The organism is Bartonella henselae str. Houston-1 (assembly GCF_000046705.1).
In the GTDB taxonomy this organism is placed as follows: domain Bacteria; phylum Pseudomonadota; class Alphaproteobacteria; order Rhizobiales; family Rhizobiaceae; genus Bartonella; species Bartonella henselae.
Genome location: NC_005956.1, coordinates 1,517,311 through 1,532,514, shown reverse-complemented (window position 1 = coordinate 1,532,514; position 15,204 = coordinate 1,517,311). Strand labels below are relative to the sequence as shown.

The 15,204-nt window shown below is 40.4% G+C and carries 11 protein-coding genes and 1 pseudogene; all 12 read right to left on the bottom strand.

Features of this window, described 5'->3' with window-relative positions:
• Nucleotides 1-146: 146 nt before the first annotated feature.
• The 12 genes and pseudogenes from bepD to AYT27_RS06790 all read right to left on the bottom strand — a co-directional run bounded on the left by bepD (nt 147) and on the right by AYT27_RS06790 (nt 15,121).
• Nucleotides 147-1,751 (bottom strand): T4SS effector BepD, encoded by a 1,605-nt coding sequence (gene bepD, locus AYT27_RS08835; RefSeq protein ID WP_011181142.1) that lies wholly within the window; start codon nt 1,749-1,751, stop codon nt 147-149.
• A gap of 473 nt (nt 1,752-2,224) precedes the next feature.
• Nucleotides 2,225-3,823: a T4SS effector Fic domain-containing protein BepC gene (bepC, locus tag AYT27_RS06840; RefSeq protein WP_011181141.1), complete on the bottom strand. Its 1,599-nt coding sequence runs from the start codon at nt 3,821-3,823 to the stop codon at nt 2,225-2,227.
• 644 nt (nt 3,824-4,467) lie between these two features.
• Nucleotides 4,468-4,754: pseudogene (locus AYT27_RS08830) on the bottom strand (hypothetical protein); the annotation flags it as partial.
• A 138-nt stretch (nt 4,755-4,892) separates the two neighbouring features.
• Nucleotides 4,893-6,521, bottom strand: a complete 1,629-nt coding sequence (bepB, locus tag AYT27_RS06835) for a T4SS effector adenylyltransferase BepB (RefSeq protein ID WP_011181140.1) — start codon at nt 6,519-6,521, stop codon at nt 4,893-4,895.
• A 541-nt stretch (nt 6,522-7,062) separates the two neighbouring features.
• Complete coding sequence (gene traG / locus AYT27_RS06825) at nt 7,063-8,982, bottom strand: Ti-type conjugative transfer system protein TraG (RefSeq protein ID WP_011181139.1); 1,920 nt, start codon at nt 8,980-8,982, stop codon at nt 7,063-7,065.
• 162 nt (nt 8,983-9,144) lie between these two features.
• The gene (bepA, locus tag AYT27_RS06820) at nt 9,145-10,779 is read right to left on the bottom strand and encodes a T4SS effector adenylyltransferase BepA (RefSeq protein WP_011181138.1); all 1,635 of its coding nucleotides are present in this window, start codon (nt 10,777-10,779) and stop codon (nt 9,145-9,147) included.
• Between the two features lie 10 nt (nt 10,780-10,789).
• A complete protein-coding gene (locus tag AYT27_RS06815; RefSeq protein WP_011181137.1) occupies nt 10,790-10,996 on the bottom strand; it encodes an antitoxin VbhA family protein in 207 nt (68 codons plus the stop codon).
• Between the two features lie 67 nt (nt 10,997-11,063).
• The gene (gene virB11, locus AYT27_RS06810) at nt 11,064-12,134 is read right to left on the bottom strand and encodes a P-type DNA transfer ATPase VirB11 (RefSeq protein WP_011181136.1); all 1,071 of its coding nucleotides are present in this window, start codon (nt 12,132-12,134) and stop codon (nt 11,064-11,066) included.
• Nucleotides 12,103-13,293, bottom strand: coding sequence for a type IV secretion system protein VirB10 (gene virB10, locus AYT27_RS06805; RefSeq protein ID WP_011181135.1), 1,191 nt, complete (start codon nt 13,291-13,293; stop codon nt 12,103-12,105). Before virB10 ends, virB11 begins: the two co-directional genes overlap by 32 nt.
• Nucleotides 13,286-14,152: a P-type conjugative transfer protein VirB9 gene (gene virB9, locus AYT27_RS06800; protein ID WP_034448090.1), complete on the bottom strand. Its 867-nt coding sequence runs from the start codon at nt 14,150-14,152 to the stop codon at nt 13,286-13,288. Before virB9 ends, virB10 begins: the two co-directional genes overlap by 8 nt.
• Nucleotides 14,149-14,853 (bottom strand): type IV secretion system protein VirB8, encoded by a 705-nt coding sequence (virB8, locus tag AYT27_RS06795; RefSeq protein ID WP_193581815.1) that lies wholly within the window; start codon nt 14,851-14,853, stop codon nt 14,149-14,151. Before virB8 ends, virB9 begins: the two co-directional genes overlap by 4 nt.
• Entirely contained in the window at nt 14,807-15,121 is a 315-nt protein-coding gene (locus AYT27_RS06790) for a hypothetical protein (RefSeq protein ID WP_034448084.1), read from the bottom strand. The genes virB8 and AYT27_RS06790 overlap by 47 nt, the downstream gene beginning before the upstream one ends.
• Between the last annotated feature and the right edge of the window lie 83 nt (nt 15,122-15,204).

Below are 15,204 nucleotides of genomic sequence, written 5' to 3'. Positions count from 1 at the left end.
TTTATCAATAAGTTATATAAAATCTCCGAAGCTTTTTTAGTGATTTTTTTGTAACATTTCATAACACTTCTTGGCGCAAATCATCTTATTTTAATTGCACCAAGAAATCAACGAAAGGCAAAAATATCTGTATTTTTTATGCACGCTTACATACCAAAGGCCATTCCTTTTTGATTTGTGGGATTATTTCTGCGTCGTGCTTCCTGCTCTGAAGCACCCTGTTCTCTCTCTTGTGAGTGATGACGACGATGATGTCTGTGTTCCTGCCTTTCTGGGCTTGTCTCTCTCTCATGTCCACGTTGTTTTTCCTGCTCAAGGGTAAAATCTTTGTGTAGCTTTTGTGTAATAGCTACATGTCTTTCAAAAGCAGCACAAAGGGAGCCAAAACCTTCTTCAGCTTGTTTGCGGTCTGGACTTTTTATGCCAAGTATTTTTTGACCCGCAAGTTTACCAGCGCTTTCAGGATCTGCTGCAAGGTCCCATAGAATTGTGTCTCCTGCTTTAGGATTCTCAAGAATCTTACAGAGTTTTTTATTCAAGGCATACTGGTTACCATAAACAATTTTACACCACTCTTGGACTTCTTTTACACCATGTTGAAAGTCTGTGTGTTTTAAAAGCTTTGAAGTAACTTCATCTTTCGGGGATCTTGGAGGAGATGTTGCCCTTCCTGGGCCAACTCCTTCGTAGAGGGGATTTTTTAAGGTTTGAGTGTCTTGCCCACCCTCTGTTCCCATGCCAACTGTTGCATAGACAGATTCTACGGGTTTTTGGGGGGAGCGCCCACCTTGTGTGTCAAATTCAAGCTCTGCATAGAGATGTTCTGGTTCTTGAGGATGTGGCCCACCATGGGCACCCCCGCCAACTCCCTCATAGAGGGGATTTTCTAAGGTTTGAAAGTCTGCCCCCCTATCTAGATTCTGTACATCAGTTACTGCATAGGGGTCTACTAGTTTCTTGGCACGTCGCCCATTCCTCGGCCTCCCACCAAGTCTGTCATAGGGATTTCCTAGAGGTTTTTGGGGTGCATAGATAGTTTCTGGTGGGTTTTGAGGTGCATAGATAGTTTCTTCTGATGATTGGGCACGGTGCTCTCTGGGTGGTTTATTTACCTGTGCATAGAGGGGTTCTGCTTGCGGTGAAGGTGCCCTTGCCTGTTCTTGTTCTTTTTCCGTAGAATGGGGTGTCGGAGGGGGTGTTGTCTTTCCTGAGCCAACTCCTTCGTAGAGGGGATTTTTTAAGGTTTGAGTGTCTTGCCCACCCTCTGCTCCCATGCCAACTGTTGCATAGACAGATTCTACAGGTTTTTGGGGGGAGCGCCCACTTTGTGTGTCAAATTCAAGCTCTGCATAGAGATGTTCTGGTTCTTGAGGATGTGGCCCACCATGGGCACCCCCGCCAACTCCCTCATAGAGGGGATTTTCTAAGGTTTGAAAGTCTGCCCCCCTATCTAGATTCTGTACATCAGTTACTGCATAGGGGTCTACTAGTTTCTCGGCACGTCGCCCATTCCTCGGCCTCCCACCAAGTCTGTCATAGGGATTTCCTAGAGGTTTTTGGGGTGCATAGATAGTTTCTGGTGGGTTTTGAGGTGCATAGATAGTTTCTTCTGATGATTGGGCACGGTGCTCTCTGGGTGGTTTATTTACCTGTGCATAGAGGGGTTCTGCTTGCGGTGAAGGTGTCCTTGCCTGTTCTTGTTCTTGTTCTTTAGAACGAGATGTCGGAGGGGATGGTCGATTTTTTTTCATGCATGCTTCCTTTCAAGCTTTTTGTTTTTAGAAAAACTCTTTGGTGCATCCTCCACCTTTATGCTTTAATAGCTTTTATACAAAGGAAGATGGTTACTTGAATGACCTCCAAAGATCCTCCGCTATTCACAATTATCATAATCGACATTTATGTCTTTTATACAGTTTTTTTGTGAAATTTTATCAATAAGTTATATAAAACTACCGAGTCTATTTTGGTGGATATTTTCTGTCATATTTTGTAACATTTTTTCACGCAATCATTTATAAAATGACTTGTACCAAAAGAGGAGAGGAAAAGGTACAGCTCTCTTTCCTGTATTGCTGCTAAAAGCCTTTACTGCGCATTGGCCGACTTGGAGTGTGCGCAGTTTGTATTATTGTACTTTTTGAGTTTATTTTACGGTTTTCATAATCTCTTGTATTTTGCTTGCCGATGTGCTCAGAGAGAGAATTATAGATATCTCACGTGTTTAGTTGGTAAGAGCCCTTGCTGAGGAACAACTGATTTTGAGAGTTCGCAGCTGACAGTGTGCTTCCTTGGTTTGTTTTACAGCTTTAGTAATTTCTTTTGCTTTGCTTTCCGATACACCAAGCATGCAAGAAAGTTTTAGAGGATTGTTTTCTTGTATAGCTCTATGCTCTTCTGAGGAGAGACGATTCTGTAGTTGGCGCGCAAAAGTATGGAGTTGTTTTTGCAGTGTAGGAGAATGAGACAGGACTTCTCTTTGTTGTTCTGGTGAGAGGGTAAAAAGCTGTTGCAAATCTCTTCCTGGTTTTTCCACAGAGTGTGCTATGCGTCTTTGTTCTCTTTGGTGCTGCTCTATGAGGTTCTCCATTGTATGTTGTGCCATATCAGCATAACTTTTAAGGGCTTCACAGAGCTGTGGAACAGCCTCTTCGGCACGCCTGCGACTTGGACTTCTTATGCCTAATATTTTCCTCCCCGCAAGTTTACAAAATGATTTAGGATTTTGAGCAATTTGATCGGCAAACTCTGCGCCTAAGCTTGGATCTATATTGATCGACTCTATCATTTCGTTGAGTGCTTGTGACTTGCCATAAACACGTTTTGATAAATGTTCGACTTCTTGGCGGTATGATTCAACACCGCAATTATCTGTGAACCTTTTGGCAAGTTCTTCATTGGTGAGAGGGGGCAAGGTCTCTTTTGGAATCAATATTTCTTTCAGATCGAGAACATTGCTTTTTTCAAAGACTATGCGATCACCGTTCTGTAATGTTTTGACTTGTTCTGGCGTAAGATCATCTTTGTGGCCGACAACAAAACCATCTTCTAATTCTATGACAAAACCTTCTGCAGCACAACCTTTATAGATGCCATCATACTTTACACCTTCTTTTGCTACGACAACAATATGTTCGTTGATTTCCTCAAGTCCGCTATTTCTCATTTGAGAGATGAATTCCTTTAAAAGAAGGAATTTTTGCGGGTGGGTGATATCCTCAAAAAGATCTTTCATGGGTTGTGTGTTGCCATGTTGCATTGCGGCAATACTAGCTTGGGTGAGGCGCTCTTTTGTGATAAAAGAAAAGTCAATCTTATAGCCTGCTGCTTGTCCAAGCTTTTCCATAAATATTCTTTGCGCGCGCCCATTGCCTTTTCTGAAAGGATGCGCGTGGTCGAGAGTCATAAAAACTTCCGCAGCACTTTCAGCAAACTCTTGGCGTGATAAGCCTTGTAAGTTATTCTTTGCGGTAAGTTTTCTCTCTAATTGTTTAAGTTCTTTTTGAATCTGTGGACCAACGGCAAAAGGAACCCTATGACCTTTTGGGCGCATAGCTGGCATACGGGCGGTGCTACCATCTTCAAATGTAAAGGGCTCATCACGAGTATGACCCGCCCATTCAAAACTCCTATGGAAGAGGGTCCAATGGATCAATTTCAAATAAGCGAGACCAAATCTTTGTGGGGGTGGTTCAAAGCGAAGATTCATAACCTCTCTGGCTGTATCATGGGCACAGCGCTCATACAGTCTTTGCGGGTCTTTTATGCCATATTTATTTTTCAGTGTGTTGCTGTTTTTATACAGATAATTATGCTCTAACATATATTTTCTCCTTGAGAGAGGTGTGTGGTTTATGAGAATGTTAAAATTTTCATGTGAAAAGTCCCCTTTCGCGTATTTTGTTGGGATTTCGAACATTTTTTTTCAGGGAAGAACGCTTCCTGAAAAACATGAAGACTGATAGATGATGAGAACATGTGTGCTGAAGGATGTATCAACCGTTTCATTGTGTTTTTTTAATTCTTCTGGTATAAAAACTGCAAAACAGTCCGTTTGGGTTTTTTCATGCAGATTTCTTTCCTTTTTTCATTTTGTGGAAAGCTTTTTTGGTATGTATTCCCCCTTTGTGTATCATTTTCATAAATGATAATTTTTCCTAGCTTTTAATAAAGTTGTTTTCATAAAGCCCGCCTTCTGGGTGTTTAAATAAGGGACTCTTCCATATGGACATGGTGCGTATCATTGTCATTGACCGCTTGTGCGTTTAGGGACTCTTTACGAAGAGTGCGCGTGTTGGTAAGCCCATGCAAAACAGCATTGCTCAAAGATCTTTTTTCATCTTATTTTTCTTGCTGGATCATGCGGAAATTCCTTGTTTATATGCTTTTATGAAACAGAACCTTTGCTTTTATCCTTTGATGTTGTTGTTTTTGTTTTGATACATGGTCTCCATAAGAGGATGGTTTTTAGTTTTTCTGTGCTTTGGGGGCAAAACAGTTCTTTTCAGCAGTTGCTAACATTTTTTTCCTTCTAAAATAGATCGTGCAACCACATCGTAAAGGGGGATGTTCTTGCATGAGAATAATTTATTCATTTTGGCGCGTTTTTCGGGGAGGTAAAATGAGCGCCCTTTTAAAATATTCCTATAACCATGAAGGTCCACTTCATCTAAGATAAACAACACACGCTTTTTGTAGTTTCCGTCAGCTGTAATCCTGGCGTTTAAAAAGGTACTCATAATCATCCGCCCAATTAATCTGGATATGATGTCTATGCTATTTGCAAAATTAGTAATAGGGCGCTTAAGTGCTCTGTTCTTTCATGGGTGTGGGAATATTAAAACATTTCTTCCACATGGGTGTTCAGATTAAGCAACAAGGCCTCATATTTTTTAGCTGGCAATAGCAAGCGTATTTGAGCGAGTGATTGCGTGTGTGTAGACTTGTTTATGTAACTCTCTGGCTTTTTGAACAGTATTGGTAATCTCTCGTGCTGTCTGTTCTGATACACCGATACTTTGAGCAAGTGTTTCATAATCTTTGTTTTTGATCGCACTCCACTCGTTTGATGAGAGACGATGCTCTACACAGCATATAAAAGTACGGAGCTCTTGGTATAATTGAGGAGATTGAGACAAGATTTCTCTTTGTTGTTCCGGTGATAAGGCAAAAAGGTTTTGCAAGTTTTGACTGGGCTTTTCTACTGTTTTACCAAGGCGTTCTTGTTCAATTTGATGTTTTTGAGTGATTACATGATATGTATGTTCTACAATATGTGCATAATTTGCAACTGTAGTAGCGAGTGCATCAAGATGATTTCGAGCGTTTGCACGTGCCGGATTTTGTAAACCGCATAGACTGAAACCTGCAAGAGGAGAAAGAGAGTGCGGTGTTTGTCTAATCTGATCGGCGAGCAGTTGACCTAATTCTGGATTTTTAGTAATCTCTTCTATTTGTTCGTTTAATGTGTTTGCATTGCCATAAACAATTTTTGAGTGTTGCCGGACTTTCTTTTGAGCTGTGAGGACATGGCTAGTTTGCGCAACCGTTCTGGCACATTCACTTTTTGTTAGAGGCGCTAATGTCTCTTTTGGAATGAGCGTGTTTTCAAGCTCTTTGTTTTTGGGGGCGATAAAGGTAATTGTATCACCAGGTTTTAATGATTTTAATCGTTCTGGTGTGAGATCATCTTTTTTGCCGATGATGTAAGTCCCTTGCATATCGAGCACAAAAGCTTCTGAATAACAACCTTGATAGGTTCCTCTGTAGGTTTCTCCTGCCTTTGTCACCATAACAAGGCAATCATTCACGTTGCGTCCTGTATTGTTGATGTTGTTCATAAAGTCTTTTAAAAGACGTATTTTTTCTGGATTGGAGATATCTTCAAAAAGATCTTTCATCAGTTGTGTATCGCCATATTGCATTGCTTCGCTACAGACTGCCATCATGCGTTTTTGTGTGACAAGCGAAAAGTCAAGTTGATGTCCGGCGGCTTTGGCGAGATTTTCAAAAAAGAATTGTTCTGTGTGTTCATTGCCATCTATGAATGGGTGGATTTTGTGAAGAGAATAAAATAGCTCCGTTGCTTGCTTGATAAACTCTTCGCGTGTTAAGCCTTGCAAATTGTCTTTTTCGGCAAGCTCTTGATCTAATTTTTGTAAAAGTTCGGGGATTTTTTCACTTTTTGCAAAATCTTTGCCCCATTCTGTTCTTTTCATTTCTGGCATGGCGGCAATGCTACCATCTGCAAATGTGAAGGGAGTGTGGCGGAGATGGCCAGCCCATTCAAAGGTTTTTTGAAACAATTGTTGGTGGATATAGCATAGATAAGCGCAATCAAAATATTCTGGTAGGGATTCTGCACGCAGATTCATCATTGCTTGTTCCCTATCATGTAAGCATTTTTCCAGAAGGAGTTTTAAATCTGTTTCTCCATATTTATTTTTGAGTATTTGGGTACCAGGATAGATATAATTATGGGGAGAAGCGGTGGAGATATTTTTTGCTTTTGCTTTTGGCATTGTTAACTCCTTATCATGTCGCACTGTCCATGAGAGTGTTAAATTCTTCTCATGAAATATTCCCCCTCGCATGTTCTTTTGAGATTTCAAGCTTTGAACGAGGGAAGAGGGATCCCTCAAATTCATGAGTGTTTTTGCTTGTACCAATCCTTATCTTGGTGCTTTTTTCTTTTTTTAAGAGAGAAGGATCGGTCTTTGTTGTTTTCATGAATGGTGTCTTTTTATTTTTTGTGAAAAATTTTTCTAGGCGATTTTCCTGTAAAAGAGCTTTCTTCAAAAGTTTCTTGAGAGGTATCTTAAGATAGATATGATTGGTACGCATTGTTTGGTGATGAGGAGAGCGCTTCATAAAGAGTGCTGGCATTGGTAAGCCCGTGAAAAACAACACTGCTCAAAGGTCTTTTTTCACCATGTTTTTCTTGTTGGGTCATGTGAAAATTCCTTTTTAAGACGTTTTTATAAAACAAGAATCTCTGATTTTTTTATTGTATGCTGTTCTTCTTGTTTTGAGGCTTAAGAGCAGCCGTCAGAGGGTGCTTTTTCAGCTTTTCTTTGCTTGTGGGGCAAAGCGGTTTTTTTCAGTAGCTGCTAACATCTCTTTCCTTCTAAAATAGATCGCTCGACCGCATCGTAAAGGGGGGTGCCCTTGCATAAGAATAATTTGTTCATCTTGGCGCATCTCTTGAATAATCTCGTGGGGTAAAATCAGTGCTCTTTGTTGATAGTTGATGTTTTGAGAACCTTTTGTTAAAGACAAACCTCTCGATTTGCTCGTTCCAGTTACTTCAATGGTCATTTGACCACAGCGTTCCGAAATGTCTTTGGCTGTTTGGAGATCTTTAATGGCGGCGTAACTCACAAAAGAGCAGCTTTCAAACCATGAACGCGCTCCTGCTTCTCCAAAGTGATTAACCAACTGACCAGAGGATTGATAAAAAAGCATCAAGGATGTGCCGTACTTACGCCCACGATCACGTGCTTCTTCTAAAATATTCATATAACCAAGAAGATCGACTTCATCCAAGACAAACAAAACACGCTTTTTATAGTTTCCATCTGCTGTAACCATCGCATTTAAAAAAGCGCCAATGATCACGCGGCCAATCGCTGGATAACTGTTCAAAATACTGGCAGGAAGATTAAGAAAAACATCTGTTTTTCCGTTTGCAATATCCGAGGATGCAAAATCATTCCCACAAACAAGATCAGCGTAATTTGACAAAGAAAGCCATTGGGTGTCTTTGGAGGCAGTTGTGTAGACCCCTGAAAAGGTTTGATCTGCCATTTCCGTGAAAATACCAACCATTTCACGAATAAAAGGAGACGGTGTTGTTTCTTGAATCATACGTAATTGATTGACAACAGCTGTTTCTGACTGAGAGAGGATCGCGCGTAATGTTTTGAGATTACGCTCACTGTCTTCATATTTATCAGAGAAGATTACATGTGCAAGAAGTGCGGTTAAAAGATTATGCGCTTGTGTTGAAAAATATTCTGCTGAAGAATTTTCTGATTTTTTCTCTGAGAGAAGCAGTTTGGAAAAGCTCACAATATTGGCTTCACGCCTTGTGCGCGGTATATTTTCGTCTAAAAGCCAATCGAGCACATTAAAATTTTTTGTTAAGAGCGAATTGGGATCGAGAATAATAACATTTCTATTGCCCATTTTTTTGCGCGCAAACTTGACCATGGGTGCAATTTCTGTTGAAGGATCAAGGCAAACAATAGGGCCTGTGTAGGTTAGACAGGTTGGAACCACTGTGCTTGTTGTTTTATATCCACCAGAACCGGCGAAAAAAATCATGTGCGTTGAACCAAAATCAAGATTAAAGGTCAGCAAAGGGGCTGTTCCACCCTTGCCCCATGTTGTTTTATTGCCTGGTGCAAAGGGAATGTTGCGAACATTATCTTGATCAACACGGTATCTTTCGCCAATAACAATTTGGCCATTGGAGGGAAAAATTCTTGCCGCTTCTTTTAAATTCATCCATGCGGCGTCACCAAAAATTCCTTTTTTGGCACGTTTGACATTGCTCGTGCGTGGAGAGGTGATTATGACTTGGATTGCTAAAAGAACAAAGCCTAAAATGACGCCGAAAACAACCATCGGATCCATGAATTTTAAAGCATAGCCCCAGGTTATCCCCTGTTGTCCAACATAGGGATTTAAGCGTTTTATTTCACTGCCGATATAGTAAAGAGCAGTGATGCAAAAAAAGGCCGTTGAGACGAATGTGATCGCTTTGCGCAAGTGCAGCTTTTGTGAGAGAGTATAAAATAATGATACAGCAGCAACCAGCATCAGCGTTAATAAGGGTTCTGAACGGACATACCAATAGATTTGGTTGGTTTTCAGATCATTTATCACAAATGACAACATATGAGGAACAAGAAATATCGTTAAAGCACCTGAAGCGATTGGCATGGAAATGAGTGCCAGTTGCGTCTTTGTATATTTCATCGTGTCTTACTTTCGGTTTTATCGGAATATGCCGTAAAGGCTTCTTGTTAAAATCGGTAATAAAGCGCTGAACGCTTTTTTATGGGCAGCACAGCATAACATTCCATTTCCCCTGAAGATTCAAAAGGAAGGTGCAAAAATTTGCAATTTTGAGCAAACTCTTTAGCTAGCCATGGCAAGCGTTTTTGAGTGACTGACTGTGCGTGTTTGCGATTTTTGCTGTACTTCTCTGGCTTTCATAACAGTTTTTGTAATTTCCTTTGCTTTCTGTTCTGAAACACCAAGATTTTTCGCCAGTGTCTCATGATTATTTTCTCTAAGTGCTCTTTGTTCACTTGAGGAGAGACGGCTATTGACTTTTTGTAAAAGACTCGTGAGCTCTTTTTGAAGCAGAGGAGAGACCCCTAAGGCTTTTTGCTGGAACTCTTTTGGCAGGGAAAGAAGATCTTGCAAACTTTGACTTGGCATAGGGACCTCTTGTCTAAGGCGGTTTTGTTCTGCTTGATGTTCTTTTGTGATTTCTTGTCTTGCATGTTTTACTGCATGGGTAAAATTTGCAACTGCACAACTGAGGAGTGCAACATGCTTTTCAGCACGTACCCGTGCCCCAGTTTTAAAGCAAATGAGGTCAAAACCTGCAAGACTATGAACAGAGTAAGGTGTTCTTTCAATTTGTGTGGCGAGTTGCTGACCCTTGCTTGGATTTTTAATGATTTCTATTATGTTTTTATTCAAAACACCTTGGCTGCCATAAACAATTTTTGATAGACTGCAAATTTGGTCTCGACATGTGTGGACAAAAGCATCTTCTGCAACCATTTCAGCTATTTCAAGTTTTGTCAAAGGAACTAATGTCTCTTTTGGGATGAGTGTTTTTTTTAATTCTTCGGCTTTTGGAGCTGTAAAGGTAATTTTATCACCAGGTTTTAATATTTTTAGTTGTTCTGGTGGGAGGTGGTCTATATTGCCGATAATGTAAGCACCTTTTACATTGAGTGCAAAACCTTCAAGACCAGCACCTCTATAGGTGCCCGTGTAAGTTTCCCCTTCCTTTGCAACCATAACAGGACGATCATTAACATTGCGCCCAGTATTTTTCATGGTGTGCATAAATTCTTTTAAAAGACGAATTTTTTCTGGATTGGAGATATCCTCAAACAAATGTTGCATAGGTTCTAGGTCACCATTTTCTGCTACCGCAACACTGGCAACCATCATGCGTTCTTTTGTGATAAGCGAGAAGTTAAGCTGATGTCCTGCTGCTTTGGCAAGATTTTCAAAAAATAGCCGTTGTGTTCGTCCATTCCCTTCTCTGAATGGGTGGAGTTGGTTGAGAGAATTAAACAGTTCTATTGCTTCAGAGTTAAATTCTTCGCGCGTTAAACCTTGTAAATTGTTTTTTTCGGCAAGTGTTTGATCTAATCTTTGCAAGCCTTCTTGGATCTCATCACCAATTGCAAAAGCATTTTTCCAACCCGTTCTTTTCATTTCTGGCATGGCGGCTGTGGTGCCATCTGCAAATGTGAAGGGGATATGGCGAAGGTATCCAGCCCATTCAAATGTATTTTTAAACAACTGTTGATGAATATGGCATAGATAGGCGGTATCAAAATATTCTGGTAAGGATTCTTCACGCAGATTGATCATTGCTTTGGCTGTATCATGCGAGCATTTTTCCAGAAAAGCATTTAAGTTTTTTATTCCATATTTATTTTTGAGTGTTGTGGTGTTAGGATAGACATAATGATGGGGGGAAATAATTTCTGTATTTTTCGTTTTTGCTTTTGCCTTTGGCATAACGACCTCCTTATAATTTAGCGTTGTCCATAAGCGTGTTAAATTCTTCTAGTGAGGTATTTCCTCTCGCATATCCTTCTAAAATTTTGAGCGTTTTGGGATGAAGCGCTATACCTTCAAGTGCATGGGTACTGATCACTGCATCAACCGCTTCACGGCGCTTTTTCAATTCTTCCAGTGTGATTGACAAAAGATTCTCCGTCGCCTCTACTGTCACTTATTTCTCCTTTTCTGCTTTTCAAGAGTTGCCTTAAAAAAGCCTTTTAGAGCAGGGGCATTTTCCTTTAATTCCCACCAAAGATGTTTCTTTGTTTAAAGGGATCATAATAAATTTCTGTGACCTTAAATTTTCCCTCAATCCGTTTACATTGAATGATGATATCAATCATTGAAATCAACAGCCCTCGAATATCGTCACGCTCTAAGTCTCCTCCACCCTCACTTTCTTTCACCAAAAGGGTCATTTGCTCAAAGGCAGCAAGTGCTGTTGAGGCATGAACCGTGGTAATTGAACCTGGATGTCCTGAATTAACATTGCGGATATAATAAAAGGCGGTACCATCTCGTAGCTCTTGTAAAAGAATGCGGTCAGGACGCATGCGTAAAGCAGATTCAAGCAGTTCTTTTGGACCAACAGAGGCTAAACCTTGACCATCTTTTGAATAGATCATAGAAACATAATTAGGCTGTGGAACGACCAATTCTGGTGTATCTTCAATGGTGATAATACGTTCATCATCGGGAATTTTGGCGATTAATGCCTTTGAAAGCGTTGTTTTACCCGAGCCGGTTTTTCCGGCAATCAAAATGTTTTTTTGGCATTGTACAGCCTGATTTAAAAAGAAGACAAAATCCTTCTTTGCATAAGCACGGACTAAGTCATGATCAATATGTTTGAGTTCACTCAAATGTGAGAGATAATTATTCAAGGGCGTGAAGGAAACTTGTTCACACACCGAAAAGAGCCCTTTATTTGCCAGATCTTCGAGGGAAAAACTCCGTGATGAGGGTTTGCGAATTGTCATACTGATGGTGTTTTTTTCTACCGCAGGGGGAATAACAATTTGAATACGCTCATTGCCTGGTAAGGTGGCTGATAATATTGGATTTTTTTCCGATATATTTTGCTTAGAATAAGACGCTACAACTTTAGCAATTCCCATAAGCTCATTAAATGACAGAGCTGGTGTTTCTATGGTTTTCCATCCCTCAACCCCTTCTGTCATTACTTGATAGGGACGATTGATGACAATTTCAAAAAGATTTTCATCTTTTAGAAAGGTACTGATAGGTTCTAGTTTTGTTAAAACAATCGCGACGGTTTCATCGCTCAATGTGTGCAAGTTTTGGTTCATTGCAAATTACCGCAGAATTTTTATAAAAGTTTCTCGAAAGAGCCCGATTGACAATCTGTTTTTTGTTTTCGATCACTTTCAATTTATAAACATTGGAAAAATCTAAATCGCGAGCCACAAAAACATTGACCATTTCCCCTTGGTTCTTGGACAGGGTAGGGGGAATATTGGCGTAATTTTCTACGGCAATATTTGCAATGTTTTGTCCTGAAGAAATTGTTTCAGAATTGTTCTTATCTTGGTCTTTTGGCAAGCGGCCTTTCACATAGTTTGTTGCATCTTTGACAATCGATACAAGAAGCGCAGAGCCAATTCTCTCTAACCAATGGTTATCAATATCTCCATCCATACCAGAACGTCCTAAGGCATCTGTTGCCGGTGAAGCTAAGGTGATAATGATACCATTTGGTGTTTTGGCTCTATTCCATAGAACAAAGAGACGCTTTTGTCCTTTTTTTAATCCAGCACGATACTCGCCAACGATTTGGGTGCCTTTATCAAGAAGAACAACGCGGCCATTATCAGACAAGATATCTCGTGAGACAATACAGCTGGCAAATCCTTGTTGGTCACTACTGATCGCGGTTTCTAAGATACACGGAATGGAAGCGCCCATTGCGATGATGTAATTTCGATTGCCAAGTTTTGCAGCACGAATGCCTTCAAGGGTTGTTGGTTTGAGAAGATGATTAAAGCGTTGCGCTGTTTCATCAGGCTTGGCTTCAGGTTGGTTCGCGCTTATGTCTTTGTTTTTTTCTGTGCTCCCTTGGCCTTTTTGTGTGTTGGCATAGGCTAAGACAGGAGCACGTTGTGCTGCTTCTAAGAGTGAATCATCAGAATTGGTTGTTTTTTTGGGGGGAGTTGGTAGTTCAACCTTAGGCAACAGAACGTTATTTTTTTCTATCGTTGGCTCCAGGGATACAGGTTTGGGTGGGGCTGGACGGAAAAGTTCCGTTTGCTTAATAATTCCTTCTTTTTGAACTTCAACCGGTTGTTGTTTCTCTGTGAAAAGCGTTGAATACGCTAAATAAAGACAAACACCAAAAAGAATAACAAGAGCAGCCGCTTTACTTGTATTGGGACGTTGCTTTTTTCCGTGACCGTCTTTTATCATATCGCGATCATTTAGCAGGTTGTTTTCATCCATTGGATCATTCATAACCGTTTCCTATGTTCACTTTACGTTGTACAGATGGTGATGTCGTACCAGTTTCAGGGTTAACCCCTGCAGGCACAAATCTTTTATTGAAGATACACAGCACGTCATTCCCGCGGCGCAGAGTGAATTGTGCAGCTGTGGCATGAACAATGACCTTATTTCCTTTAATCGTTTTGGGAACGAGAGCTTCTTGTCCATCTAATGAGACAAGATAAATGGCAGGGATTTCAGTATTGCCTAAAAATGTAAAGGTTGTTGTTTTTCCGTTATCATAGACAGAAGCAGGTTCAATGAGGGGTGAGCCTTGCGCTTCATAAGCCCAATTGCGTGGTCCAAAATCTTCATGCGTGTTAAAAATATCATTGACAAAATTTTCTTCACGTTGTGCCGCTTTCGCTGCTTCGGCTAATTTTTTACGCAAGGCTTCATCTTCTGGATAACGAAACTTTACCAGAAAATATGTATCATTGCCCGCTGAAACATCCCCTTCACGCACTTGTAGTTCAAATTGATAAGAGCGTTTTGTGCCGTCTTGGCGGCTTGTAACAATTTGTAAATTGGTAACAGGTTGAACTTCGCGTGGTTTTAGAAATACAAAGTGGCCAGCCGGTGCAACTTGCCAAGCAACGGAATTGCCAATCCCTACATAGGTTACTTCTTCATCATCGGCAAATTCAAGTTGAACAGAAGAACGAATGGAGCCAATGATTTTTGTCACATTATAGGGGTCATAATTGACAAATCTGATGCGATTGTCTTTGCGTGCACTCACAGGTGCTGTTTCAGCAAATGAGGGGGTCGTATAGCAACTTATTGCAGCTATGAAAGCTAAAAAGAGTGTTTTTAAAATCCTCATCATTGTATCACCTCTGGATCAGATCTATATTCCGACACTTGAAAGCCAAGCGGGTTAATTAATCGGTCCTGTGTTGAAATTTGTGCATTAATGTAGGAAAAATTTAAGATCGAAACCCAATGGGAAATATTTTCTTTGTCATTCAATTCTCTGACCGTCTTATAATAACGAACTTGAATAAGATCCTTGCTTAAAAAAGAGATTGATTTGATTGTGACTGTAGCAATCATGTTTTGGTAGATATTTTGTGGACTTTCTGGATTGTTGCCTGCATACCATTTCGCAAAACGGCTTTGTTCTTCTGGGGAAGATAAAAGAGAGACTAAGCGAAAATTATGTTCCGCCTCTGATAATTGAAAACCTTCACGGGCACGAACATATTTGCTGGCAAAATAGCGTGTTATCGCTTCATCATAGTCGTTTGGCGTTTCTTTTAAGGCACTCACAGTTTCAATAATGCCCGTTGAATTATCAACGCGGATCACAAAGGGCTCTACTGTTTTTAAGGGTGTTAAGGCTGCTACAGCTAAGGCCAAGGCGATTGTCATTAATCCAAAAAGTACCGTTAAAGCCATGGCAATTCTCATGCGTTGTCGCATGCCATGCATGCGATCAATATCAAAGGAACGTGCTTCTTTTATATATTCATTAAATTCATTAATTTTCACGCGCAATCTCCATAGTGTTCTCAGGGAGTGTTTCACGAGTTATGGAATTCAATGAATTTTCCTTCAACGTCACGGTCGCTGTTGCTTTTTCGTTTTCCAGCGTGTTGAGGATGATAGGAGTCCTGACAGGCTTTACATTTTTTTCTTGTAGGATGAGGTTTTTATTGTCCCAATCCCATTTATCTCTATTTAAAGCGCGGGTAACTTTGCCATTACATCTTGGTGGTTTTTTGGGGCCAGTAAGAGAGGCGCAGCCTGTAAGGGCAATTATCAGGATCATAACAAAAGTTATTTTTTGTTTCATTTTTTTAAACTCATAGATACTTTTAAATACAACGCATGAACTCATAGGGAGTGCATGGGGGATCTTGTTCTGAATACATCTTA